A 25,815-nucleotide genomic window follows, 5' to 3' on the forward strand; every position below is an offset into this window, starting at 1 on the left:
GGGATTTTGTGTCTGCGACATTTCTGTTGTGCAAGAAATATGTACAATAAAATGAATTTTGTCGCTTTGCAAGCAAAATCCCACTAAACCCTATAGGTTGCGGATTTGAGGTAACAAACATTTAGGGTTACCCATTTACGGAAGAAAGATGACGAAAGTCGTGTTTGCTATCGAATTATATGCCATAAGAGCTTTAAAGTGCAGTTGCTGTCAGACGGTTTTTCTAACAACAAAGCTTATATCATAAATCCGATAAGGTTTCTACAGAATATTGATGGGGCATTCTGTAATAATAGTAAAGAAAATGAAGTTATAATTGATTCGTTTAACATAAATAATTAAAATATGGCAAAAAGAAGTTTTTATGTAAAAGACTCGGAACTTGATGACTATCAAGTAAAAATCATTAATAAGAAGACTGATAATTCCTATATAGTCAAAGGCTGTGCAGGAAGCGGAAAGTCTATACTTGCACTTTGGAAAGCAAAACAGATACTGGATGAGCATAAAGGGAGTGTTCTATATGTTGTTTATACAAAGGCATTAAAACAATATATGAATGATGGTATTATGCAAGTAGGACTTCCTGCAGGAAATGTTGTCAATTATGACGCTTGCTTTAGTTGGGGAAAGGACGCATACGGATCATTTGTCCGTGGTGCTTGGAAAATGGGAAGCTATGATTATATAATATTAGATGAAGCACAAGATTTTTCTCGTGAGGATATCGATATTTTAAAATCTAAGGCTAAAAAAGCTTTCCTTATCTATGGAGATACTGCTCAACAGCTTTATAAATTTTTGAAAGGAAAAGTAACAGTTTCAATGGAAGACATTCAGTACTTTACAAAATATCCAGTAGAACCTTTGGTATTTAATCATCGTCTACCAAAGAAAATTGCACGTCTTGCTCAATATCTCAATTCTGAGAATGACGAACTTGAAGAGCGATGTACAGAGGAAGGTAAAGATAAACCAAAGATTCTTCAATATCAAACAATAGAAGCACAATATGATGCTATTATTTCTTTGATACAAAACAGAAATAGGGAAGATGTTGGCATTTTATTTCGCCATAACGAAGAGGTTGAAAGAGCATATAATTATTTTAAGAACCACGGCATGAATGTCGAGGCCAAGTATGGTCGTTTCATGGACTTGGATTTTAATTCTGACAATCCGAAATTAATGACTTATCATAGTTCTAAGGGATTGCAGTTTGAAAATGTGTTTTTGCCAGAGTGTACTGTAGAAGGGGAAGAAGATAGAAATCCTTTATATGTAGCAATAACACGTTCGTATGAAGCTTTATATATTATGCATTCTGGTAACTTATCAAGTTTATTTGATGCCGTGCCAAAGGATTTGTATGACACGACGTTGTCAAGTGGAACAAAATTGCAACTTTAAAAGAAACGCTTATGAAACTTTTCATTCCAACGTGTACGTTGAATTTCAATAATATCTTCAGTACAGAATCCATATCGCCTAAAGCACACTATGCAACTAGAGGCTTTGGAAATAGAAGATATTATTCAGTAGAGGCAAATAGCCTTGATATGGCTGTTACTTTGTACTCGAAATATCCAGTATTTCAAGTTGACAATACCGACTTGGAAAACTATCCTATGGTTATAGAAATAGATACTGATGATTATGAGCAGACGGAATTTAACCTTTCTGGTTCCAAAAATGGAATTGAAACATATACTTGTGCAAGTACTATTTATCTGAATCCATTTCATTGCTTTTTTTATTTTGATAGTTATGAGGCACGACAGGGTGTATTGACAAAAGCAGAGCAAAGTCTTGAAAATAAGTTTTCAAAACTTTATTCTCCGAATCTCAAAATTTGGCGAAATGAAACGAAAGGATTTTGGGATAAGGCTCGTGATTTGTTTTCGAAAACAGATCAAACTGATTTTTTGTGGAATACCACTTATGCACCAGCTAAAACAGCTACTTTTTCCAACAAGATAGACGATGCATACATTGATCGCCTTAAGGGTTTTTTGTATTGTTATTTGATTGGTGCTAATTTGTCGGTTAGCAAAGAAATTGGTGAACTTAAAGCTATAGCAAAAGTTTTAAGAAATACCTTGGCTGCCGTTATTAATTCACCAGATCATCGTCCTACGGAGATGCAAGATGAAATTTTGGTAGAAAACATTAAGAGGTTTAACTCTATTTTTAAAGAGAAAGATGAGACGGCACTACAAAACCAAGCGAAAATCGTTTCTTTTTTGAAGCAGAATCCTTTGGGGATTAGTGTAGAAGAAGCAATACGTTTTTTGAAATATAGTAACGTCTATGATGATTTTTGCAACAAGTTACATCTATCTTCTATCTATGACGCAAATGATTTATGGACAAGTGTAGAATACGCAACACAAGATGCATATACTATAGCTCTCGATAAAATGAACAAAGCGGTACTGCAAGTTGAGGCAAGCGAACTTTCTAAGAGAGAGAAGAATCATTTGGCAAACTTGATTCAAGTTGGTGCAAACAAGCACATTCATATAGTAGACCCATCTTTTACGCACGAGTTTTACGAAAAACTTGTGCTGTCTTTGTTGTGTTTAGAATATAAGAAAATCATAGAAGACAATGGCATAGAAGAGCCACTTGCCATTGCATTTAATGGTGGAAATATCCTACAGCAAATCATGGGTGAAAGTTGGCAAAACTCTCCTATTCGTGGGTATGTTAATTCTTTATTGAGCCACTTCCAAGATAACACAAGTTTTGATTTGTTTGCCATTGAGAATGATGTTCCTATTTCCTTTGCCGCATTTTGCCAAAAAGGTGATAGCATAGATCGCCTAAAAGATTATTTGATTCAGAATGGCATTGGCAACTATAAACTTGCCTTTGGATTATATGGAGCAACAAGAGGTTTTGCCTCATTACCAAAAACATTTACTTCTGCACTGATAAATGGTGATAAAGAATATTATAAAGAAGTTTGGCTTACGATATATGAGTATCTGTTTGGCTTTAAAATAAACAATGCTATTCTCCAAGAACCACCAACAACTTTGCATCAAAGTTCTATTGGTTCTAAAGTTATTCAGAATATCGATAAAGTAGAGTCTGTACCATCTAAACAGGCAAAGGTTATAAGTGTAGTGGAAGAAACAGCACGATTGGAGGATGCTGTTCAAAGTCCAAAGGCATTTATGTATATTGCCGATGACATTCTTGGAAAACGAACCAATGCTTACAAAGCATTGAAAGAAGCAAACTTTGAGAATGATTCAAACCTTTATACCCCTACGGAGTTCAGAAATCAGATAATGGCTATAGTTAGACCTAACCTTCCGAAAGGAAAAAGTGGTCAAGATACTATTTCAAAAATAGACCGAATCATAGAGTTGGAAGCAAAGAGACAAGATTCAGAAGCTTTTCTCTGTATCCTAAATGACTTTTTGAAGCCAAGTGATGCTGCTTATAAAAAGATAGTTAAACTTCTTCACAACAACTCTCAAATTCAGAAAGTCAACAAAATGCCACAAAGTACAACAGTAGAAAGCGAATACGGACTTCCAAATTTGAAATGTTTTGATGGACTTCCTGCTAATGTGATAAGACGATTAGGGCAAAATTGGCAATACACTGGAAAAAAATATCAATATGACATGAAAGAGCATATTCGTTATTTTGTCAATTTGTGTAATCAGGAAGGTCGTGGTGCAGCCCGCAAACCAACACCTTTAGGGGGAGTCTTTGTTGGAAGATTAAGCTATGTTGTAGAAACAGAACTGAAAGAATATTACCATGTTCGATAAAATTTATATTATAAATGACAAAGGGGAAAGAGTGGAAGCTACTGCACCTGTCATCATCTCTGCCAGTCGCTCTACTGATATACCAGCCTTTTATGCCAAGTGGTTTTTCAACCGCTTGGCAAAGGGCTATTGTGCTTGGTACAATCCTTTCAATCAGCAAAAAATGTATATCTCTTTCAGTAAATGTAAGGTCATTGTTTTTTGGACAAAGAATCCCAAACCAATTATTCCTTATCTTCATATATTGGATGAAATGGGTATTCATTATTACTTTCAAGTAACACTGAATGACTATGCAAAGGAAGGATTTGAACCAAATGTGCCCTCTGTAAAAGAACGTATTGAAACATTCAAGCAATTGTCTGATATGGTTGGAAAAGAAAAGGTTATCTGGAGATTTGACCCTTTGATTATCACTCCAACTATCGGACCGCGAGAATTACTTACAAGGATATGGCATGTTGGAAACAAGCTAAAAGGCTATACGGACAAATTGGTTTTCAGTTTTGTTGACGTAAAAGCATATCGCAAGGTTCAAAATAACCTTGTTAAGGAAACTGGATTCTTCACAAAGGAAGATGTTGAGAATGCAGAAGCTAATTATGCCCAAAGAATTGAGATTGTACAAGGACTTAAGAAAATTCGAGAAGCATGGCATGAACAAGGTTGGGATGTTGAAATGGCGACATGTGCTGAAGAAATTGATCTTGAATCCTACGGCATTGAGCATAATCGTTGTATTGATGGGGAACTTATGAAACGTATTTTTGCTGATGACGAAGAATTGGTTTACTATCTTCATACCCTTAAATGGCCTGAAAGAGATATGTTTGGTAATCTTCCACCTATCCCAAAGAAAGAAAGAAAGGTTAAGGATACTGGGCAAAGAAAAATTTGTGGATGCATGGTGAGCAAAGATATTGGAATGTATAACACTTGCCGTCATTTCTGTGTATACTGTTATGCAAACACAAGTAAAGAATGTGTGTTGAGGAATGCCCAAAAACATAACGAAAATAGTGAAAGTATTATAGACTAATTTATGCTTGAACTTGAATTACAATATTATCTTCTCCATGAGTATCCATAGGAGGTAAGCCATCGGCTAACCCTGTCTTGCATATTCTCTGAAAATCTTCTAGAAATCTTTAAAATTCTACAAGATTTTCGGAGATATTCAAAGAAATTTAGGAGAACTTTCGAGAATTTTAAAGGGACATTACAAAATTCCTTTTTCTCGTAGCCGCAGTGGCATGAAGTCAGCCAAGTCTTTCGAATAATCATTATCATACTCATGTATATGAGTCAAAAAGTCGGTTGTTGATAAAATCCACTTTTAGAGTGGAAATCTTTGTGTTTAGGACGCTTTTTGATATTTGACAATGCTTGTTGAATTTGTGATATAGCGCTATCGCCACATGTGTTGAAGATAAAAGGAATTTACAATTATGATGTTACTAAAGAAAATAACGGATTTACGGAGTGCACTTCTTCGTAAAAAAAGGAAACAAGAGGTGATGCAGGAGACAAAGGGGAAGGCAGAGTTGCCCTTTCCTACAACTGGTATCATTGGAGCAATCGCTGGCGATTGCTTCGGGGCTGCTTATGAATTTCATCCGGTAAAGCATGGGGACTTCGATATATACAAAGATCCTCGTTTTACGGATGATACGGTTATGACCTTGGCTGTTGCAAAATGGCTGACGATTGATCCTGAACATACTCATGAGAAGCTCGTGGAGTGTATGAAAGAACTGGGACGGAAGTATATGTTTGTTGGCTATGGGAAGAAGTTCTTGCGGTGGATTATTAGTAGGAAAACGGAACCTTACAACAGCTATGGCAACGGTTCTGCCATGCGAGTAAGTCCATGTGGCTTTTATGCCAAGACATTGGATGAGGCTTTACAGCTTGCTAAGATTTCTGCAGAGGTGACTCATAACCATCCTGAAGGGATAAAGGGGGCGCGGGCTATAGCTGCTTGTATCTTCCTAGCTCGTCAAGGAAAAGACAAGAAGCAAATATGCGATTACGTTGAGGCTCATTTTGAAGGGTACAATCTTCACCGTACTCTTGCAGAAATACGTCCCGATTATGGATTTAAGGTTAGTTGTCAGTCGAGTGTTCCTGAATCTATCATCTCATATCTCGAAGCAGATAGTTATACTTCTGTTATCCGTAATGCCATCTCTCTTGGCGGTGATGCAGATACTATGGCGTGTATGGCTGGAGGAATAGCTGTTGCTACAAGAGGAATGGAAATGCCAAAAGAACTGGCTTGTTGTGTATATAATAATGTGCTTGATGATAATCTTCGTCAGATTCTTAATGAGTTTAATTTGTTTCTGAAGGAGCATAAAAGGGAATAAGTGATGTCGTTAAAAAAAGTGGAGCTGTGTAATCGGTACAGCACTATTGCCAGATAGGGATGACTTTACGATTGGTTGGTTGTATGAATAGAAAAAATATGGAAAATGAAATTATAAAAGAAAGATTCCTCGGTACCATCTTTGGACAAGCTATAGGAGATGCCTTGGGACTGAGCACGGAGTTTATGTCCAAGCAAGAGGTGGGTCGTTTTTATCCTAATGGGATAGAGGATTATTCACAAATCGTGCAGGATGATCATCGTCGTCGTTGGCAAAGAGGCGACTGGACAGATGATACTGATATGATGCTATGCATCTTAGATTCTTTTGTGGCTTGTCAAAAGGTAGATATTCTTGATATTGCCAGAAGGTTTAAGGAATGGATGATGAACGGAGGCATGGGAATTGGCCGGCATACTTATAATGTAATGGCTCTTGGCGACTATACTTCGAATCCACAGAAGGCTGCAGAGATTATCTGGAAGATGGGAAAGAAAAAAGCTGCAGCTAATGGAGCCGTCATGAGAACTTCGGTGGTAGGGCTTATGAAGGACAATGTGGCTAATAATGCAGAGAATATCTGTAAGCTAACTCATTATGATCCTCGCTGTGTGGGCTCTTGCGTTATCGTTTCTTCTATCATACATGCTCTTGTCTTTGAAGACAGGATATTGGATAATGAAGAGGTGATTGGCATTGCCAAACAATATGATGAACGAATCGTTCCATTTATAGACTTGGCATATTATGAAGGTCTGGATTCTTTGTGTCTGGATGATGAAAAGAGTATGGGATATACGCTCAGAACTTTAGGGGCTGCCCTATGGGCTTATTGGCATGCAACCTCGTATAAAGAGGGTATCCTGAAGATTGTTTTATCAGGAGGAGATGCGGATACCAATGCTGCAGTAGCAGGGGCTATCCTGGGTGCTAAATTTGGAATAGACCAAATTCCTGAAGAATGGAGGAATGGTCTTCTCTATGCTTCTATGCTCCATAACAAGGTGCAGGAATTCTACGCAATGTATCGATAAAAACATATAAAAAGTACGAAATCTCTTGTGAGTTTCATGCTTTTTGTTTATCTTTGCACCAAATAGACTGCATTCGGCAATTTTAAAGCTGACTTTCATATTGCTCGTTTGCATAATTACTAGCTAAAAGAAAGGATTCGATAATGAATGTAATGCAATTGAATACTGATATTTATAATAGCTTGGGCGTACTTTCTAATGACGAGAGCTATTTGGAAAAAGCAGCACGTTATCTTAAAAAATTGGCGCAAGCTAAAAGAGACGTGGAGAATGCAAAGGCTAAGGAAGAAGCCCTTGCTAGTATCAATCAGGCTTTTACGGAATTGAAGCTTCATCGCGAAGGAAAAATGGATTTTATTCCTGCGGAGGATTTGCTTAATGAGTTATAGGATAGAGGTTGCACCTGAGTTTGCCCGTAGATTGAAGAAATTAAGTAAGCGCTATAAGTCTATCAAGCAAGATTACGAAGATTTTTTGCATTCTCTTCAATCTAATCCTCTTCAAGGGGTAGATTTGGGTAAAGGGTTAAGAAAAATAAGAATGAGTATTGCTTCTAAAGGTAAAGGAAAAAGTGGTGGTGCCAGAGTTATTTCCTTTGTGGCAATCATGAATGAAGAGGATGGTTTGATAGAACTATTGACCATTTATGATAAATCAGAAATGGAATCTATCTCTGATAAAGAATTATTGAATTTAATGAAACGGAATGGTTTGTTTTAGAGCATAATAACACAGAATCCTGCCGGCATCACTGCCAGCAGGATTCACTTTCAAAAAACGAACCTAAAAGTCTACCTTGTAATTTCTATCTATGCAATATCTATTGTAACCTGAATAAATCTAATTACCTTTAAAAAACTAAATTCTATTATATGAATAACGCTGCAAAATGAACTGTTCTTTATCTTTTACTCGGCAGTTGTCTGCTGCTCTGTAGCATTCTCTGTTGTGGCCTCAGTAGCATTCTCCTGCTTTGTAGAATCCTCAACACCTGCCTGTGGCTGGATAGAAGTACCTGTTGCCAATGTATCTGAAGGTGCTTCTGGAGCTACGGTATCAACTGGTGCTACCTCTGCGTTACCTACCATTCTGCTTGATGCAAAAACGTTGCATACTGAAACCATTACCATAGCTGCGATAGCTGCAAACATAAACTTCTTCATAATCTTATCTTTTTTAAATTGTTACTATTTAATGTTACTTACTGTCTTTGTGGATTCGTTGTCGAACCCGCTATTCATAGTCGCAATCTGCGTGCCAAATCGATGAGTAAAAATGGTATATCTTGATTATCAGGTATTTATATAGAATATGCCAGAAATAGATGGTGTGGAAAATGGGGAAAGAATGTGGAAATATTCCCCAAAAAGTTGGGGAATATAAGCATTGTTTTATTAGTAAGATAGCTCGTAACTATTGTTAATAATAAGAAAAACGCTTGCTTTCTGAAATATTATCTGTATCTTTGTACCTGGATTATTAAGGGTAAGATTATGGTATCAAAGAGATATCCTTTGGGAATACAAACGTTCTCCGAAATCGTGAAGGGGAATTACTTCTATGCTGACAAGACGGCTATCGTCTATCAGTTGGCTCATTATGCCAAGTTTCATTTTCTGAGTCGCCCACGTCGATTCGGAAAATCCTTGTTTGTATCTACCCTCCAGGCTTACTTCGAGGGCAAGAAAGAACTGTTCAAGGGACTTGCCATCGAACAGATGGAGAAGGAGTGGACGGCATATCCTGTCATCCACCTGGATCTGAGCTGTGGTAAGTATTATAGTTTGGAGAATACTAAAATCATATTAAACAATATCCTTAAAGTTGAAGAGCAGAAATATGGAATAGAAGTTCCTGAATCTGAGCGTGAAGGCTTTGGGGCTCGCTTTAGGGATATTTTGCTTGCAGCTACTGCTCAAACAGGTAAACAAGTTGTCGTTCTCATCGACGAATATGACGCACCTATGCATGATTCTGTAAGTGACGAAGACTTACAGAAGACTATCCGCAACATTATGCGAGATTTCTTCAGCCCATTGAAGCAGCAAGAGGGAAATATTCGCTTTGTATTCATCACAGGTATCTCCAAGTTTAGCCAGCTCAGCATCTTTAGCGAGTTGAATAATCTCAAGATTCTCACGTTGAAGGATGAATACAGTAGCTGTTGTGGTATAACCAAGAGTGAATTGACTCAGTATTTCCGTGAGGGTATCGAGGAGATGGCTGAACATAATGGACTCACTTATGAGGAGACCTTAGAGCAACTCAAGCAGCATTATGATGGCTACCATTTCAGTATCAATAGCGAGGATATCTTCAATCCTTACAGCATTATCAATGCTCTGGACGATAAGGAGTTTAATAGCTATTGGTTTACATCTGGAACGCCTACGTTCTTAATAGAACTGATGCAGCAGAAGAATTTGGATATGATGGACTTAAATGATATCTGGGCTAGAGCAAAACGCTTCGATGTTCCTACTGAGACTATTACTGACCCTGTGCCAGTCCTTTTCCAAAGTGGCTATCTTACGATTAAAGGATATGACAAGCTGTTGGGTATGTATTACCTCAGTTTTCCTAATCAAGAAGTTAGACAAGGCTTTTCGGAAAGCCTTTGCCAATATTATACCCCTTCAGAGGTAGGAGAACTTGATGCAATCGTATATGCTTATAAAAAGAATGTGCTCATCAATGACGATATGGGAGCCTTTATGCCTCACTTGAAGGCATTCTATGATAAGTTCCCATATACGATTATCAACAATAATGCGCGTCACTATCAAGCCGTGATGTTCACCATCTTCACTATGCTTGGCGAAGATGTGAAGGTGGAGCATACCACTTCGGATAGAAGAATAGACCTTGTGCTCAAGACGGATAAGAGTATCTTTATCTTTGAGTTAAAATATAAGAAGTCTGCCGACATCGCCATGGCGCAAATCAGCGATAAGGATTATGCTAAGGCTTTTGCCGATGATGGACGGAAGGTAGTGAAAGTGGGTGTTAACTTCTCGGAAGACCAGCGGAGCATAGAGGATTGGGTGATAAAATAAATGACATCTTGAGGTTGATAAAACGCGTAGAATCCTGCCGGCATCATTGCCTGCAGGATTCTACGCGTTTTATTTAAACAAATCCTCCATTTTAACTTCCTTTTGAACTATTCCACTATGCTTGCCATACGCCACCCCATAGGTTGTAATCATCGTGAGATGAATGGACTGCTTGGGAGAAAGCGTTGCTTTTAGGGATTCTATGCGATGGCGCAAGCGCTGTTCCTCTTCCTTGCTGATGGTATAAGGAGCGCTGGCAAATTTCATCTCGCATAAGTTTACTACATTGTCGTTTCTGATGATCAGCAGGTCAATTTGGGTGCCTTCTTTCTCCTCTGTTCCTTTCACGTTCCATGCAGAGATCGAGGTTTTTACGCCAGCAACTCCAAGAGCCTGCTTGATTTGCTGGAAATGTTGCCAGCAAACTTCTTCGAAGGCCACTCCATGCCATGCTTTTAATACATCAGAAGTCATGTTGTCGCTAACAAAACCGGTTTCCTTTCCATGGGGTTCGACGTATTTCTGCCAAAAGAGACAGAAGTTGTCAATCAGTTTATAGTATGTTGTACTTTTGGGCATCCCGTATGGCGAATAGTTTGTGATGAAATCACTTTCAGCCAAAGCTGCAAGGGTGTTAGACAAACCTCCTCCCAGAGGGAGACCTGTGGCTTGGCTGATTTCTTCACGAGTGAAACCGGAATGGCGGGTTGCCAATAAACGTACTACCTTTTTGCTATCTTCCGGATTGTTGAAGATTGCAGCAAAAAGCCTGTTAAACTCATCTTTCAGTCTAGGTCTATTGCCAAAAAGAATCTTATCTACATTTTGCTCGAAGCTTAACCCTTTTTGGAAGTACCCCATATAATAAGGTATTCCTCCAAAGACCATATAGCTTTGCAGGATGTCGTATTGACTCATTTGGATGTTAGCATGCTCGAAATACTCTTCGCATTCTTTCAGAGTGAAGGGTGAGAGCTTGATTTCTGCTGTCAAGCGTCCGTAGAGTCCTCCTTTGCTTCTTGATAGATTACTGAGAATCCAGGAAGTAGCACTACCGCAAACCACAAGCATGATATTGTCCCTGCCACTACACCAGCCATTCCAGAAGTTCTCGAAGGCAGGAAGAAATCCGGAACGAGGGGTATCCATCCACGGAAGTTCGTCGATAAAGATGACTTGTCGTTCGCCATTGTCTTGGTCTTGTAGCAACTGTTCGAGCAAGAAGAATGCTTCCATCCAGGACTTGGGCATCTTATAACCTTCCAATCCTTGGTTGAGAAGGGCATAATAGAAACTTTCCAGTTGTGTTTTCAGTCTGTTTCTGTCGTTATCTTGGTCAACAGGCGACACGCCTGTATGCTGAAAGGTGATACGATCTTTCAGTGCTTGTTTGATAAGGAATGTCTTTCCTACACGACGACGTCCATATATTGCTACGAATTCGGGGCGGTCGCTATAGTACAGCTTATCAAGTTCTGCTATTTCTTCTTTTCTTCCTACAATCATATTTTCTTCCTTTCCTATTATTTTCTTGTATTTGATATTTTGTGCAAAAATACAAAAAATAATGGTTTCGGCAAGATATGGTATATTATATTCTGCCGAAATTATGCTTTTTTATACTTTATCGGCAAGATATAGACTATTATATTTAAGAAAGTTTTAGGATGAATCGTCCTAAAACTTTTTATCTATCCCCATATTTAGGTATTTCTGCAAAACCATCATTTTTAGGTATTGCAAATGATGGAAAAAGGATGTATCTTTGCACCCGAAAATAAATGTAACTAAAAGTAAGATAGACAAATGAAAACAACAATCGTAATTTATGGCTCTTCTACTGGCTCATGCCAGTCGATTGCCGAAACCATCGCCTCTAAGTTGGGCGTGGAAGCTGTAGATGTAGCTAACATCGATGATGCAACTATCACAAGTCATGAGAATCTTCTTCTCGGTACTTCTACCTGGGGTGCCGGCGAGATGCAGGATGACTGGTATGATGGCGTAAAGACATTGAAGAGTGCCGGCTTGGCTGGCAAGACAGTTGCCCTGTTTGGTTGTGGCGACAGCGAGTCTTACCCTGATACATTCTGTGGCGGCATGAAGGAACTCTATGATGCTGCCGTTGATGCTGGCGCTACCGTATTGCCTGGTGTTTCTACGGATGGATACACCTATGATGACAGTGAGGCAATTGATGGCGACAAGTTCCTGGGACTCGCACTTGATGAGGTGAATGAGGATGACAAGACAGAGGAGCGCATCGATGCATGGCTCGAGGCTATCAAACCAGCGTTATAATTTTTTCTAAAATATATCTTTCAAGAATTAGAGAATGATGGAATTCTCTGATTCTTGATTTTAAACTTGATTAATTCGGATAGTATGCAGCAGGAAATCGCAACACCAGTAGATTTGAAGGTTCTGATGAATCATATATATGAATATAAGAAGGGCGTGCGCCGCCTGGTGCTCTACACCTTCAACAAGAAATATGAGTCTTTTGCCATAACAAGATTAGAACGTCAGAATATTGATTATATCATCCAGCCGGTTGGCAACGACCGTCTGAATCTCTTCTTTGGTAAGAAGGAATGCCTGGATGCTATCCGCATGATAGTCACCAAACCATTATGCCAGCTTACGCCGGAAGAGGATTTCATCCTGGGTGCCATGCTGGGATATGATATCTGTGCCCAATGCGAACGCTATTGTGAGCGAAAGAAAAAAGTTTGCTAAGTTTTTCTTTTATCTTCGGAATATTATTATGTTAATAAAGAAAGAGCGTGATAGCCTCATTTGGCGATCACGCTCTTTTGACGTATAAGATGATTTTTCGGAATAATTCCTGTTTTAATCCCTTATTTTAACGGAATAATTCCTTTTTCTTACTTCTTCATCATTTCCTCTACGGCTCTGATGAGCTGGGTATCATGACCGGTGATGTAATCCTCTGGAGAATTATATACCTCGATGTCTGGATAGAGGGTGGTGTTCTCGCCGAAGGTACCACGCATATCGCGGCAACCTACCTGTGGAATACCGAATACCAGGCTGCGGTCCATCAAGGTCTCCCACCATACGGCGGTCATTGTACCTGCTACCGGTGTACCAATCAGCTTACCAATGCCCAACTCCTTATATACCCATGGGAAACCATGACCGTTACTGTAGTCGTCCTCGCAGATCAGAACGCAGGATGGTTTGGTCCACTTGTTGAATGGATCCTTGCCCACAACCTTTCCATGAGGCACAAACTCCTGATACTGCTTTCCGCTGAGCAGAGTGCAGAGGTCGTCGTGCAACCAGCCACCACCATTGTGGCGCTCATCCACGATTACGGCATCCTTGTTGCGGTTCTTGTCGCTCAAGAGTTCGCTATATACGGTCCGGAAGCTCTCGCTGTTCATCGCCTTGACGTGAACGTATGCGATTCTGCCCTTTGAAACGCTATCCACGATGGCACGGTTTCTATCCACCCAGCGCTTGTAGAGAAGTTCCTGCTGATAACCCTGAGAAATTGCCTTGATGGTCAGGTCGAAAGTCTTGCCCTTGGTGTTCTTGATGGTGAGACGTACATTCTTGCCGGCCTTTCCATCGAGCAATGCGTTGTAATCCTTACCTGCCTTGATAGCCTCGCCATCAATCTTCTCGATGATGCAGCCGGCAGTAACCTCATTCTTCTTCACTGCGAAAGGACCACGCTTGATAACTTCCTGAATCTTCAAGCCGTCACCCTCGTAGTTAGGATCGAAGAAAGCACCGAGAGCTGCCGTAGAAAGAGAAGCGCCACTGGCATAATAGCGGCAACCGGTATGGCTGGCATTCAGCTCACCCAGCATCTCGCTCAACATCTCAGCGAAGTCGAAGTTATTATTAATATAAGGTAAGAACTTCTCATATACCTTGCGATAGTACTCCCAGTCCACACCCTGCATCTTTGGATCGTAGAACTTGTCAGCCACCTGGCGCCATACATGGTCGAAGAGATACTGGCGCTCCTCGGCAGGCTTGTAGTTGAATGGAGCCTCAAAGTCGATGTTGGTAGTAGCCTTGCTGCCCAGGTCAATCTTCTTGATGCTGCTGCCATTGCAGAGGAAGAGGTTCTTGATATCCTTGTCGGCAACGAAGCCACCGCCACCGATACCCTTCATCATCAGGGTAGTGCTGCCTTCCTTCAAGTCGTGGCACCAGAGGTCGTAGCCACCTTCAAAGGCAGCCTGGTAATATACCTTCTCTCCCTTGCTGTCGATGATGGCATCACCCATATTGGATGAGTTGACGGTAAGACGTACCACACGGTCACGGCAGTTCTCGAAGTCGAGTTCGAGAGGTTTCACCTTATCCACCTCAATCTTTCCGGTCTTCTCCTCTTTCTTCTTCTTGTTTTCCTTCTTCTTCTCCTCCTTCTCGTCAGCCTTCTTCTCCTTCTCGTCCTTGTTGGCCTCGGCTAATTCGAGTTCCTCCTTAGACATGCGGAAGCGGTCGTAGGCTTCGAGGTCGAGGAACATGAGATAGGCGTCGTATTCAGCACCCCATGAACCGTGACTGCGATAACCGGCACGGTCGCTCTCGAAGAGGATAGCCTTTCCGTCGAGCACCCACTTACCGTTGCTGTCGCTATATCCGCTGTCGGTAATATTGTAAACTTCCTTTCCGTCAGCCTTTACTACGGCGATATCTGTATTGTTCCATCCGCCATTACCGATGTAGCTGCACATGAGCCACTTGCTGTCTGGGCTCCATTCAAACCAGATGTCGCCATCAGAGTAAGAATAGTTGTACTTGCCATCGAGCACGGTGCGCACTTCCTTCGACTTCAGGTTGATGATGCGGAGGGTAGCACGATTCTCATAGAAAGCCACCTCCTTGCCGTCAGGACTGTAGGCAGGATACTGCGAAGTAATATTGGTCTTGGTAAGCTGCTCCTCTTCTATCTCAGAGCAGTAAGTAAAGTTCTTCTCTTTCTCGCTCTTGATCTTAGCCTGGAAAATCTGCCATACACCATTGCGCTCAGAAGCATAGACCAGACTTCTGCCATCAGGAGCAAAGCTCAGGTTGCGCTCCTGCTGAGGAGTATCGGTGATTCGCTTGGTAGTCTTGTATTCTGTAGAGGTAACATATACATCGCCGTGCATCACGAAAGCCACCTCCTTGGCATCTGGAGAAAGCGCAATCTCGGTAGCACCCCAAGACTGAACCTTGCGGATGAGGCTTGGTTCATCGTTATCTGTTGTGATGGAGATGTTGACCTTCTGCGGCTGTCCACCTTCCTTTACGGTATAGATTTCGCCATCGAAACCATAGCAGAGCAAACCATTATCGGAAGAGGTGAGGAATCGTATAGGATTCTTCTGCTGCTGCGTAATCTGTGTATCCTTTCCGCTTGCGATGTTGCGGCGGTATATGTTGAAGGAACCGTCCTGCTCGCTGAGATAGTAGAAGCTCTGGTTGTCGGCAGCCCATACCGGGTTGCGGTCCTCGCCCTTGAAGGTAGTAAGCTTCTGATATTTTCCATTGTCGAGCATCCAGATATCTCGGGTGATAGGTGAGGTATGGTGCTTGCGCCATGCATCCTCGTAACCCTTCTTGTCGTGATAGAGCACCTGACCGTTCTTGTTGATGCTGATGTTCTCCATCGGAAGAACGGAATACAACTTAGGACGACCGCCCTCTGTGCTTACCTCGTAAACCTGCGAAAACTCGTTAGATGCAAAGAGGTTGCTCTGGGCTGTAGGCATGATGTTGGCAGAGAAGAGTACATGGTCGTTGTCCTTGAAGGCGATAGGAGTCTCCTTGCCGCTGTTGGTGGTGAGTCGGGTTGGCGCACCACCCTTGGTAGAGATGACGTAAACATCCAGGCTGCCTTCGCGGTTGGAAGTGAAGGCAATCTTCTTGCCGTCAGGGCTCCAGATAGGCTGAGAGTCATAAGCTGCGTTGGTTGTCAACTGGCGTGCCTCGCCACCATTGGCAGGAACGCAATAGAGATCGCCCTTATAGGCAAAAGCGATGGTAGAGCCATCAGGTGAGATGGCAGGGTAGCGCATCCACAATGGACCTTGCTGGGCCTGGGATGCCAGAGATGCTGCCAGAAGAGCAGCGCTAAGAATCAGTTTCTTCATTATTATAAAGTTTCTGTTTGATTTATGTTGCAAAGTTACAGTTTTTATACGAAACTACCAAACTTAATTCCGTAAAACCGTGAAATAGCTACTCATTTATTAGGAGATTGTAAGCAGAACCTTTCACTCTGATACCTACTTGTAAGTATAAAAAATGTGAAAATCACAATTTCTCGGTATTGTGTAATTTCTCAATAACCCTTACCTTTGCACCCCGAAAAAAGGAATAGATATGAAAAAAGGAATAGGAAAAATCAGAAAGATTAAAAAGAAACACATCTTCCTGGCCTTGTTGTCCGTGATTGTTCTGGGAGGTCTGGCGAAGGCTTACTCTGCCTGGGTGGGTACTACCCGCATCGCTTTCCTCAACTATCAGGCTATTGCGCTGGGACAGATTTCGCATGCCAACGATAATGCGATGATTAAACTGAGTGAAATCACAACCGATGATTTCGGTCATCTGGATGATTACGATATGATTATCGTGAATGGTATGGGTCTTCGAATCGACGAGAACCAGCGCAAGCAGTTGGAAGAGGCTTCCTACAAGGTGCCGACCCTGACTCATGCTGCTACCAACCCTGCCAACAATATCGTATCAGTAGATAACTTCGATGCCGATTATCTGATGCAGTACATCGAGAACGGCAGCAAGAAGAATTATCACAGTATGCTCGCTTATATCCGTAAGTTTATCGACGGAAAGAAGTTCATGGCTCCAGAACCGGAACGTGTGGATGAGCGACCAGACTATCTCCTGACTCATTTCGACCCGAAAGATGAGAAGGGTGATGAACTGGGCTTCAACAGCATCCGCGAATATAATGCCTTCCTGGCAAAGAACGGTTTATATAAAGAAGGTGCTCCTACCATCTTGCTTACCGGTTTTATGGGTGCGGCTCCTGATATGGAAAAAGCTTTCGAAAAGAAGGGATTCATGGTGTATCGCATCAATAAGCTTCAGAGCTTTATCGCCGGTCATCATGCCGACAGTATTCAGGCGAATGCCGTAGTGAATATGGCGCATGGCAGACTGGGCGATTACTTCGTTGAGTTCCTGAAGCAGAAGAATATTCCATTGTTCTCACCTCTTAATATCAACCGCTTGACCACCGATTGGGAGAACGACAAGCAGGGAATGAACGGCGGTTTCATGTCGCAGAGCATCGTGACTCCGGAGATTGATGGTGCCATCCGTCCATACGTGGTTTTCGGACAGCGCATCAACAAGGAGGGCTTGCAGGAGGTTTACGGCATCCCTGACAGAATGGAGAGTTTCGTGGAGAGCGTGCAGGGCTATGTGAATCTGAAGAACAAGAAGAACAGCAGCAAGCGCATCGCCATCTTCTACTTCAAGGGTCCGGGTCAGAATGCACTTACCGCTTCGGGAATGGAAGTGGTTCCATCGCTCTACAATCTCCTGGTTCGCTTGAAGAATGAAGGATACAATGTAGGCAAGTTGCCTGCCAATCCTCAGGAACTGGCAAAGATGATCCAGGCTCAGGGTGCCGTCTTCGGAACCTATGCCGAGGGTGCTTATACCCAGTTCCTGAAGTCTGGACATCCAGCCCTGGTTACCGCCCAGCAGTTTGCCGGATGGACCCAAAAGGCTTTGTCTAAGAAGATGATCAAGGAGATGAACCAGCTCTATGGCTCCTTCCCTGGCAAATATATGGCTACCGATGACGGTAAGCTGGCGGTGGCAAGACTGCAGTTCGGTAATGTAGCATTGCTTCCACAGGTGATGGCAGGCGTGGGAGGCGACTCCTTCAAGATTGTGCATGGCACCGACCAGGCACCACCTTACACCTATGTTGCCTCTTATCTCTGGGCTCGTTATGGTTTCAGTGCCGATGCACTTATCCATTTCGGAACCCACGGTTCGCTGGAATATACCCCGAGAAAGCAGGTGGCACTCGGCAGCAACGACTGGAGTGACCGATTGATTGGTGTGGTTCCACATCTTTATATATATACCATCGGCAATGTGGGCGAGGCAATGATTGCCAAGCGCCGCACCTATGCCCAGACCCAGAGCTATCTCACTCCTCCTTTCAAGGAGAGCGAGTTGCGACAGACCTATAAGCAGTTGAGCGATGCCATCCAGTCATACGAGAAGAAGGCATCTGCCGAACAGTCGCTCAAGGTGAAGGCGCTGACCGTGAAGATGGGAATCGCCCGTGAACTGGGGCTCGATGCCAAGCAGATGAACAAGCCTTATTCTGCAGATGAAATTGCGAGAGTAGAGAACTATGCAGAAGAGTTGGCAAACGAGAAGATTACCGGCAAGCTCTATACTCTCGGTGTGCCATACGATAATGATGATGTCCGCACCAGTGTCTATGCGATGGCTACAGATCCTATTGCCTACGGAATGCTGGCAGTAGATAAGCTGAAAGGTCGTGCCCAGGAGGGTGTGGAGAAGCACAAGCAGCTTTTCGACCGTCTCTATCTGAGCAAGGCACGCAATACCGTGACCCAGCTTCTGGGTTCAGCCTCGGTTTCTGATGAATACATCTGCCGTTATGTAGGAATCACTCCTGCCGAACTCCAGATGGCGCGTAAGGTTGAGGCGATGCAGGCAGCTCCGGATCCTATCCAGATGATGATGCAGATGGCAGACCAGATGGGTGGAGCGAAAGAGGCGAAGCCGAAGAGGGTGGACCACCGTACGGTAAGCGAGCTCCGTGCTGCCAAGGTTTCTCACAAGAAGAAGATTCCGCAGATGAGTCGTGAGGCTTTTGAGAAGATGGAACAGACCGGTCGCTTCCCTGACAAGATGATGGAAGCCATCAAGAAGGGACAGAAATGGTATCAGGAGGATTTGAAGAAGGTGAAGATGGCGAAAGCCGGCAAGGGCAAAGCATCTCAGAAATCTTCTAAAGATAAGGGTATGATGATGTCGAAGGCACCAAAATATACCCGTCAGCAGATTCATCTGGCTCAGGCTATCACTACCGTAGAGCATGCCTTGCAGAATGTGGGCAAGTATTCGGAGGCGCTCCGTCAGAGTCCGCTCAACGAGATGTCTTCTCTGATGAATGCCCTGAATGGCGGCTTTACTGCTCCATCTCCTGGTGGTGATCTGATTGTGAATCCGAACACCCTGCCTACCGGTAGGAATCTCTTCTCCATCAATGTGGAGAATACACCTTCGGAGGATGCCTGGGAGAAGGCGAAGGAACTTTGCGACAATACCATCAAGATGTATTGTGAGCGACATAAGGGTGAATATCCTCGTAAGGTGAGCTATACGCTCTGGAGTAGCGAGTTTATCGAAACAGAGGGCGCTACCATCGCTCAGATTCTCTATATGCTCGGTGTAGAACCGGTAAGAGATGCCTTCGGTCGTGTTACCGATCTGCGTCTCATCCCATCCAAGCAGTTGGGCCGTCCCCGCATCGATGTCGTGGTTCAGACTTCCGGTCAGCTCCGCGACCTGGCTGCATCCCGTCTCTTCCTCATCAACAAGGCGATAGAGATGGCGGCAAATGCCAAGGGTGATAAGTATGACAACCTGGTGAAAGCCGGTGTTACCGAATCCGAAAGAGTGCTCGTAGAGAAGGGTATGTCGCCAAAGGAGGCTCGCAAAGTGAGTATGTATCGAGTGTTTGGAGGCGTAAACGGCAACTATGGCACCGGTATCCAGGAGATGGTAACCGCAGGCGACCGCTGGGATAAGGAGAGTCAGATTGCCGAGGTTTATATGAACAATATGGGTGCCTTCTATGGTGATGAGAAGAACTGGGAAACCGTTCGTAAGGCTGCTTTCGAGGCAGCGCTGACCCGTACTGATGTGGTAGTTCAGCCACGACAGAGCAACACTTGGGGCGCCTTGAGTCTCGACCACGTATATGAGTTTATGGGAGGAATGAACCTCGCAGTGCGCAACGTAACCGGTAAGGATCCGGATGCTTATCTCGCCGACTATCGCAACCATAGCAATATGAGAATGCAGGAGGTGAAGGAGGCTATCGGCATCGAGGGCAGAACCACCATCTTCAATCCTGCCTATATCAAGGAGAAGATGAAGGGTGGAGCCAGCAGTGCCAGCACATTCGCCGAAATCGTAACCAATACCTACGGCTGGAATGTGATGAAGCCAAAGGCTATCGACAAGGAGATGTGGGACGAGATCTATAATGTATATGTCAAGGACAAGTACCATCTCGGAACCAAGGAGTTTTTTGACAAGCAGAATCCGGCAGCGCTGATGGAGATGACCGCCGTGATGATGGAGAGTGCCCGCAAGGGAATGTGGAAGGCTACTCCCCAGCAGCTCAAGGACATTGCCAAGCTTCATACCGAGACCGTGAACAAGTATAAGCCTTCATGCTCCGGTTTCGTTTGCGACAATGCCAAGCTGCGCAACTATATCGCCAGCAAGACCGATGCTGCTTCTGCCAAGGAATATCAGCAGAATGTAGAGCAGATCCGCGATGCTGAGGCTGCGAAGAATAGCAGCGACAAGGGTATGGTGATGAAGAAGGAGACGCTGAATGAGGAGGCTCAGAAGACCACCACTGTGGTGAGCGGCATCGTAGTAGGTGTCATTGTCATCGTAGCATTCGTGATGTTGGCTATCCTCATTCGCCGCAGACGGAGTCAGAGTGAAGAGTGAAGAACGAAGAGTGAAGAATTCAATAGTATTTATAAATAAAAATAGGTGAAGAATTATGAGTGATGAAGAATAACAATATAGCCAAAAGGACTATATGATTTTTCACTCTTCACTCTTCGTTCTTCACTTTCAAAAATGGAGACATTAGTTTTAGTAATGATGATATTGGTTTGCTTCAGTTTTGTGCTGAAGCAGACCTTCCACGGAGTGAAGGAGATTATGATCATCTCGGTGCTCGTAGCTTTCTTCGTGGGAATGACCTGGCCATTCGCCATCGAGCAGTCGAAGACGCAGATTGCGGCTTGGATAGCTGACCAGAAGCTGATGCTCGATATGGCGGTGCTGCTGAGTATCGACGTGGCACTCACGATGCTTTTCTGTGTGCACCACGTAGATCTGAAGACTTCAGAACATGTGAGCCGCCGCAAATGGGTGTTCTTCATCTTCCTGAAGTATTTCCCGGGGTTGCTGGTTTTCCCTGTGCTGTTCAGTGTTCTGGTGATGACCATCTTCCTGCTTCCCGGCGTATCGTTCCAGGTGGTAGCATGGGTGCTTGCGGTAGTGCTGCTGGTCTTGACTCCGGTATTCACCTATGGTTTGAGATGGCTCTTGCCGGAGCGACCAATCCGCTTGGAACTGCTTTTCCTGGTAGAGGTGCTGCTCGGATTGATGGGCATCATCGGTACGGTGAATGGCAGGACAGCCGTGGCAGGATTCAACAGTTTCGATGCCCTCTCGCTTTTCGGCGTCATCGCCATCGTCATCGTGGGAATGGCAATCGGATGGGCAATTTACAATTATCAAATTAAAAAATATAGAGTATAATGAATTACATATCAGACGTATTGTTTTGGATTTCCACAGGCATGCTGGTTCCTGTGATTATTTTGTTGATTTTCTTCTTCCTCAGAGCCTTGCTGCTCCTCGGAGGTTTCTTCGGACAGTATCTTGTAAAACGCAAGTCGGGTGCGGAGATTCGTGAACAGATGAACAACCTGACGCTCGATAATATCGATACCCTGGGCGATCGCTTGCCAAAGAACAAGCAGGCTGTCATCGTTTCCTATATGAAGAAACTCATGGACAATCGTCAGAGTAAGGCGCAGGTGAACCGCATCCTCGACCAGTATGCCCAGTTTGTTGAGAAGGATCTTTCTCTTCCTTCTACACTCCTGAAGATGGGTCCGATGCTCGGTTTGATGGGTACCTTGATTCCGATGGGTCCAGCCCTGGTAGGTCTTTCTACCGGCGATATTGCTTCGATGGCTTACAATATGCAGGTGGCTTTCGCTACCACCGTAGTGGGATTGTTTTCTGCAGCCATCGGTTTCGTAACCAAGCAGACCAAGAACCGCTGGTACACAGAGGATATGAGCAACCTCGAATTTATGGCAGACCTTTTGGAGGAAAAGCAAAAAGGCTTTTAAAGGTAAAAAGGTAAAAAAGTAAAAAGGTAAAAAAGGCTTTTAAAGGTAAAAAACTAAAGACATATAATTTATGAGACAGAGACGCAGAAATAGGCTTGCACATGATGGCGAGGATGATGATCCGATGAGCGTAGTGAGCAACCTCTTCGATGTGGCGATGGTATTTGCCCTCGCCCTGATGGTAGCCCTCGTTTCGCGCTATAATATGACGGAAATGTTCAGCAAGGATAACTTCACGATGGTGAAGAACCCTGGCAAGGAGAATATGGAAATCATTACCAAGGATGGACAGAAGATCAATCGCTATACTCCTTCTGAAGACCAGAGCCAGAAATCTGGCAACAAGGGAAAGAAGGTGGGCATCGCTTACCAGCTGGAGAATGGCGAAATCATCTATGTTCCGGAAGATAAATAATTGAATTTCCGTATATCAGGAAGTTAAAGGAGTTAAGGCGTATGTCTTGCTGCTTAAAAACTACGCCAAAAAGACTATTGTCTTAACTCCTCAGCGACCGTAGGGAGCGATAACTCCTTTAACTTCTTTAACTTCTGAACTTGAATAAATAATATTGTAACTAAAAGAAAAATAAGAAAATGAAAAAGTTTAAGACAATGATGGCCATGATGTTGGCTTTGGTTTCTATGTGTGTAGCATTCAACTCTTGCAGCAGTGATGATGATAATGAAACTGTGGCAGCTGCCAAGGAGATTGCCGGTTCATACACCAGCTCTCTGGATATGACCGTAATGGGCGAGGCTTCTACATACGATAATGTTACTATGAAGATTGAGGCTATTGATGATGCTACCGTCAAGGTTACCTTACCTGCTTGCGGCGAGGGCATGATGGCTCTTCCTGCTCTAGAGGTTCCTGCAGTAAAGGTTTCTGGTTCCAATGGTGCTTATGCATTTGCTCAGGAAAATTATGCTGGTACTGTTACCGTGAATGGTGCTGAGAAGAACTACACTGTAACCTTGCAGGGTACTTTGAAGGACAAAACGCTGACTGTCAACTACTCAATACAGTATGGCAAGATGCCTATGCCGATGATTGCTAAGTTTGTTTGTACAAAATAAAGGGATTGTTTCAGGATAAACTTTGATATAATTCGATGAAACAAAAGATATTCGCACTATTCCTGATCCTTTGCGGATTGTGCCTGAATCTGAAAGCTGAAACCCAGGGAGATATCGTGGGTAGAGTGCTCGATGATTCGGGCGCACCTCTGGTGGGTGCTACCGTCCAGATTTTGCATGCAAAGGGTGGGGTAACAACTGATGAAGACGGATATTTCCGCATTCCTTACAGCAAGGAGGGAGCGGTGAGAGTGAAGGTGAGCTTTGTGGGCTATCAGACTCAGACTTTCGTACTGAAAGCGGATGAGAGAAAAGGTGAGCAGCATGTCCTTCGTCTTCAACCGGATGCTACAGCCCTCGATCAGGTGGTGGTAACCGCAACCCGAACTCCGAAGGCTTTGAAGGATGCTCCTGTGGTAACCCGTCTGATTTCCGCCAATGATATCAAGATTGCAGATGCTACCAATATCCAGGACCTCCTCACCGAGCAGATGCCGGGTCTGGAATTCGGCTATGCCATGAATCAGGAGACTTCTCTCAACATGAATGGTTTCGGTGGAAACGCCGTGCTCTTCCTCGTAGATGGTGAGCGATTGGCTGGTGAAACCATGGATAATGTTGATTATAGTCGTCTGAACTTGGATAATGTAGGACGTATCGAGATAGTAAAGGGTGCAGCTTCGGCGCTCTATGGCGCCAATGCCGTAGCCGGAGTCATCAACATCATCTCCCGTGAAAACAGCGAACCTTGGACTGCCAATGTCAATACCCGCTACAACGACTTCAACAAGGAGTGGCGCCACGGTGGAAGCTTCAGCTTCAATGCCGGAAAATGGAATTCGCAGACCAGCATCCAGCGCACCACATCGGATGAGGTTCAGCTCACCAGTCCTTTCGATACAGAATCCAACATCCTCCATATTTATGGTGGAGAGACCTTCAATGTGAAGGAGCGTCTTACCTACAAGCTTTCTGATAAGATAAAACTGATAGGTCGTGGCGGCTATTTCGCCCGTATCAGCAATCGCAGCAACTACGATGATCACTATAAGGATTATTCTGCCGGACTGAAGACCGTGATGAATCTCTCGGAGAATGATAATCTGGAGATTTCATACGGCTTCGACCAGTATGACAAGACCCGATTCGTGAATAATGAGCGCACTCACGATCACGATTATACCAATCGTCAGAACACCGTCCGTGCCCTCTATTCCCATATCTTCGGCAAGAACACATTGACGGCAGGTGCTGATTTCCTGAACGATTATCTCACCACCTATCAGTTTGCCAACAATGGATCCAAGACTCAGAACTCATACGATGCTTTCGCCCAGTTCGATTACAATCCTTTGCAGTGGTTGAACATCGTGGCTAGCTTTCGTCATGATTACTTCTCTGCATCCAGCCAGCATGCCACTACCGGTCGTCTGGCTCTGATGACCAAGTGGAAGGGCTTTTCCATCCGTGCCAACTATGCCGGCGGATTCCGTGCCCCAACCTTGAAGGAGATGTATATGAACTTTGATATGGTGGGCATGCAGATGATTTATGGCAATCCGGATTTGAAGCCGGAGAAGAGCGACAACTTCAACCTGGCGCTGGAGCATACCGGCAGGGTGAAGAGTGCTGGCTTCTTTACCGGTCAGTATAGTCTTACTCTGATGGGCTATTATAATAAGTATGATAAGCGCATCACTACCGAGGATTATGCCGATTATACCCCGGGAACCGGTCAGCCGGATGTGGCTTCCCGTTATTGCAATGAGGATGGAGTAGAGGTGAGCGGCATCGACTTCAGTGCCCAGTACCGTTCGGATATGGGTCTAGGTGTGAAACTCGACTACAGTTATCTCCATGTAGGTGGCAGAAGCGTAGATTCCCAGTTCTCCCAGCCTCGTCCGCATTCTGCAACCTGGCGTCTCGACTACGATCGTCAGCTCTGTTCGTTCTATCGCATCAATGCCGCTCTGTCAGGCAGATACCTGTCCTCTCCTGATACGAACATCGAGAAGCATGACAGCAGTTATCAGTTGTGGAAGTTCACGCTTCAGCAGCGATTCCTGGATGCCGTCAATCTGAACTTCACGGTAGATAATCTCTTCGATTATACACCAGAGAAGTATTATTGGAGTTCGGCGATGACCACCGGTCGCACCTTCTCTGTGGGACTTTCGGTTGACATCGACCGCATCGTGAATCTGTTCTAGAAACCGTCATCTGGCAGTTTCCAGACCCAAAATAGGTTAAAAAAGCCATAGTGAAGGATGCTTTTCTTCAAATTATGCCGTACTTTCGGTATAAAATCGTAATTTTGC

Annotated in this window: 19 protein-coding genes; 16 read left to right on the forward strand and 3 right to left on the reverse strand. The window is 43.6% G+C overall.

All coding sequences use genetic code 11. The features are described from left to right. The first annotated feature begins 345 nt into the window (after window positions 1–345). The 7 genes from ACTQ16_RS13940 (at window position 346) to ACTQ16_RS13970 (ending at window position 7,914) form a co-directional block, all read left to right on the forward strand. Window positions 346–1,410 (forward strand): 3'-5' exonuclease, encoded by a 1,065-nt coding sequence (locus tag ACTQ16_RS13940; RefSeq protein ID WP_441937930.1) that lies wholly within the window; start codon window positions 346–348, stop codon window positions 1,408–1,410. A gap of 11 nt (window positions 1,411–1,421) precedes the next feature. Continuing rightward, on the forward strand, window positions 1,422–3,791 hold the full coding sequence (locus ACTQ16_RS13945; RefSeq protein WP_441937932.1) for a hypothetical protein: 2,370 nt from the start codon (window positions 1,422–1,424) through the stop codon (window positions 3,789–3,791). Then, window positions 3,781–4,830, forward strand: a complete 1,050-nt coding sequence (locus tag ACTQ16_RS13950) for a DUF1848 domain-containing protein (protein ID WP_441937933.1) — start codon at window positions 3,781–3,783, stop codon at window positions 4,828–4,830. The genes ACTQ16_RS13945 and ACTQ16_RS13950 overlap by 11 nt, the downstream gene beginning before the upstream one ends. A 478-nt stretch (window positions 4,831–5,308) precedes the next feature. Continuing rightward, window positions 5,309–6,160 carry an ADP-ribosylglycohydrolase family protein gene (locus ACTQ16_RS13955; protein ID WP_441937934.1) on the forward strand — a complete coding sequence of 284 codons (852 nt, stop codon included), beginning with the start codon at window positions 5,309–5,311 and terminating at the stop codon, window positions 6,158–6,160. A gap of 98 nt (window positions 6,161–6,258) precedes the next feature. Then, window positions 6,259–7,194, forward strand: a complete 936-nt coding sequence (locus ACTQ16_RS13960; protein WP_441937935.1) for an ADP-ribosylglycohydrolase family protein — start codon at window positions 6,259–6,261, stop codon at window positions 7,192–7,194. 143 nt (window positions 7,195–7,337) lie between these two features. Next, window positions 7,338–7,583, forward strand: coding sequence for a hypothetical protein (locus tag ACTQ16_RS13965; RefSeq protein ID WP_153127617.1), 246 nt, complete (start codon window positions 7,338–7,340; stop codon window positions 7,581–7,583). Then, window positions 7,573–7,914 (forward strand): addiction module toxin RelE, encoded by a 342-nt coding sequence (locus tag ACTQ16_RS13970; RefSeq protein ID WP_441937937.1) that lies wholly within the window; start codon window positions 7,573–7,575, stop codon window positions 7,912–7,914. Before ACTQ16_RS13965 ends, ACTQ16_RS13970 begins: the two co-directional genes overlap by 11 nt. A 188-nt stretch (window positions 7,915–8,102) precedes the next feature. Here the strand turns inward: ACTQ16_RS13970 and ACTQ16_RS13975 are convergent, their stop codons facing one another. Then, window positions 8,103–8,357, reverse strand: a complete 255-nt coding sequence (locus tag ACTQ16_RS13975) for a hypothetical protein (RefSeq protein WP_441937938.1) — start codon at window positions 8,355–8,357, stop codon at window positions 8,103–8,105. A 330-nt stretch (window positions 8,358–8,687) separates the two neighbouring features. Between ACTQ16_RS13975 and ACTQ16_RS13980 the strand changes: the two genes are divergently transcribed. Beyond that, a complete protein-coding gene (locus ACTQ16_RS13980) occupies window positions 8,688–10,250 on the forward strand; it encodes an AAA family ATPase (RefSeq protein ID WP_441937940.1) in 1,563 nt (520 codons plus the stop codon). A gap of 69 nt (window positions 10,251–10,319) precedes the next feature. Here ACTQ16_RS13980 and ACTQ16_RS13985 read toward each other — a convergent pair whose 3' ends face one another. Further along, on the reverse strand, window positions 10,320–11,756 hold the full coding sequence (locus ACTQ16_RS13985; protein WP_441937942.1) for an AAA family ATPase: 1,437 nt from the start codon (window positions 11,754–11,756) through the stop codon (window positions 10,320–10,322). A gap of 300 nt (window positions 11,757–12,056) precedes the next feature. On the opposite strand from ACTQ16_RS13985, the gene fldA reads away from it, so the two are divergent. Next, window positions 12,057–12,551 carry a flavodoxin FldA gene (fldA, locus tag ACTQ16_RS13990; RefSeq protein WP_441933797.1) on the forward strand — a complete coding sequence of 165 codons (495 nt, stop codon included), beginning with the start codon at window positions 12,057–12,059 and terminating at the stop codon, window positions 12,549–12,551. An 84-nt stretch (window positions 12,552–12,635) separates the two neighbouring features. Beyond that, window positions 12,636–12,989, forward strand: a complete 354-nt coding sequence (locus ACTQ16_RS13995) for a DUF2023 family protein (protein ID WP_153122062.1) — start codon at window positions 12,636–12,638, stop codon at window positions 12,987–12,989. A gap of 149 nt (window positions 12,990–13,138) precedes the next feature. Here the strand turns inward: ACTQ16_RS13995 and ACTQ16_RS14000 are convergent, their stop codons facing one another. Further along, a complete protein-coding gene (locus ACTQ16_RS14000; protein ID WP_441937943.1) occupies window positions 13,139–16,372 on the reverse strand; it encodes a S41 family peptidase in 3,234 nt (1,077 codons plus the stop codon). Window positions 16,373–16,634: 262 nt separating this feature from the next. Between ACTQ16_RS14000 and ACTQ16_RS14005 the strand changes: the two genes are divergently transcribed. From ACTQ16_RS14005 to ACTQ16_RS14030, 6 genes are all read left to right on the forward strand, one after another. Next, entirely contained in the window at window positions 16,635–20,993 is a 4,359-nt protein-coding gene (locus tag ACTQ16_RS14005; RefSeq protein WP_441937972.1) for a cobaltochelatase subunit CobN, read from the forward strand. A 135-nt stretch (window positions 20,994–21,128) separates the two neighbouring features. Beyond that, a complete protein-coding gene (locus ACTQ16_RS14010) occupies window positions 21,129–21,818 on the forward strand; it encodes a hypothetical protein (protein WP_441937945.1) in 690 nt (229 codons plus the stop codon). After that, complete coding sequence (locus tag ACTQ16_RS14015; protein WP_441937947.1) at window positions 21,818–22,420, forward strand: MotA/TolQ/ExbB proton channel family protein; 603 nt, start codon at window positions 21,818–21,820, stop codon at window positions 22,418–22,420. The genes ACTQ16_RS14010 and ACTQ16_RS14015 overlap by 1 nt, the downstream gene beginning before the upstream one ends. Window positions 22,421–22,490: 70 nt before the next feature. Continuing rightward, the gene (locus ACTQ16_RS14020; protein WP_117729579.1) at window positions 22,491–22,835 is read left to right on the forward strand and encodes a DUF2149 domain-containing protein; all 345 of its coding nucleotides are present in this window, start codon (window positions 22,491–22,493) and stop codon (window positions 22,833–22,835) included. A 179-nt stretch (window positions 22,836–23,014) separates the two neighbouring features. Further along, the gene (locus tag ACTQ16_RS14025; RefSeq protein ID WP_441937949.1) at window positions 23,015–23,497 is read left to right on the forward strand and encodes a calycin-like domain-containing protein; all 483 of its coding nucleotides are present in this window, start codon (window positions 23,015–23,017) and stop codon (window positions 23,495–23,497) included. Between the two features lie 35 nt (window positions 23,498–23,532). Beyond that, window positions 23,533–25,707, forward strand: coding sequence for a TonB-dependent receptor (locus tag ACTQ16_RS14030; RefSeq protein ID WP_441937951.1), 2,175 nt, complete (start codon window positions 23,533–23,535; stop codon window positions 25,705–25,707). The last annotated feature ends 108 nt before the right edge of the window (window positions 25,708–25,815 follow it).

It is taken from the genome of Prevotella sp. LCP21S3_D2, assembly GCF_052118345.1.
GTDB lineage: Bacteria > Bacteroidota > Bacteroidia > Bacteroidales > Bacteroidaceae > Prevotella.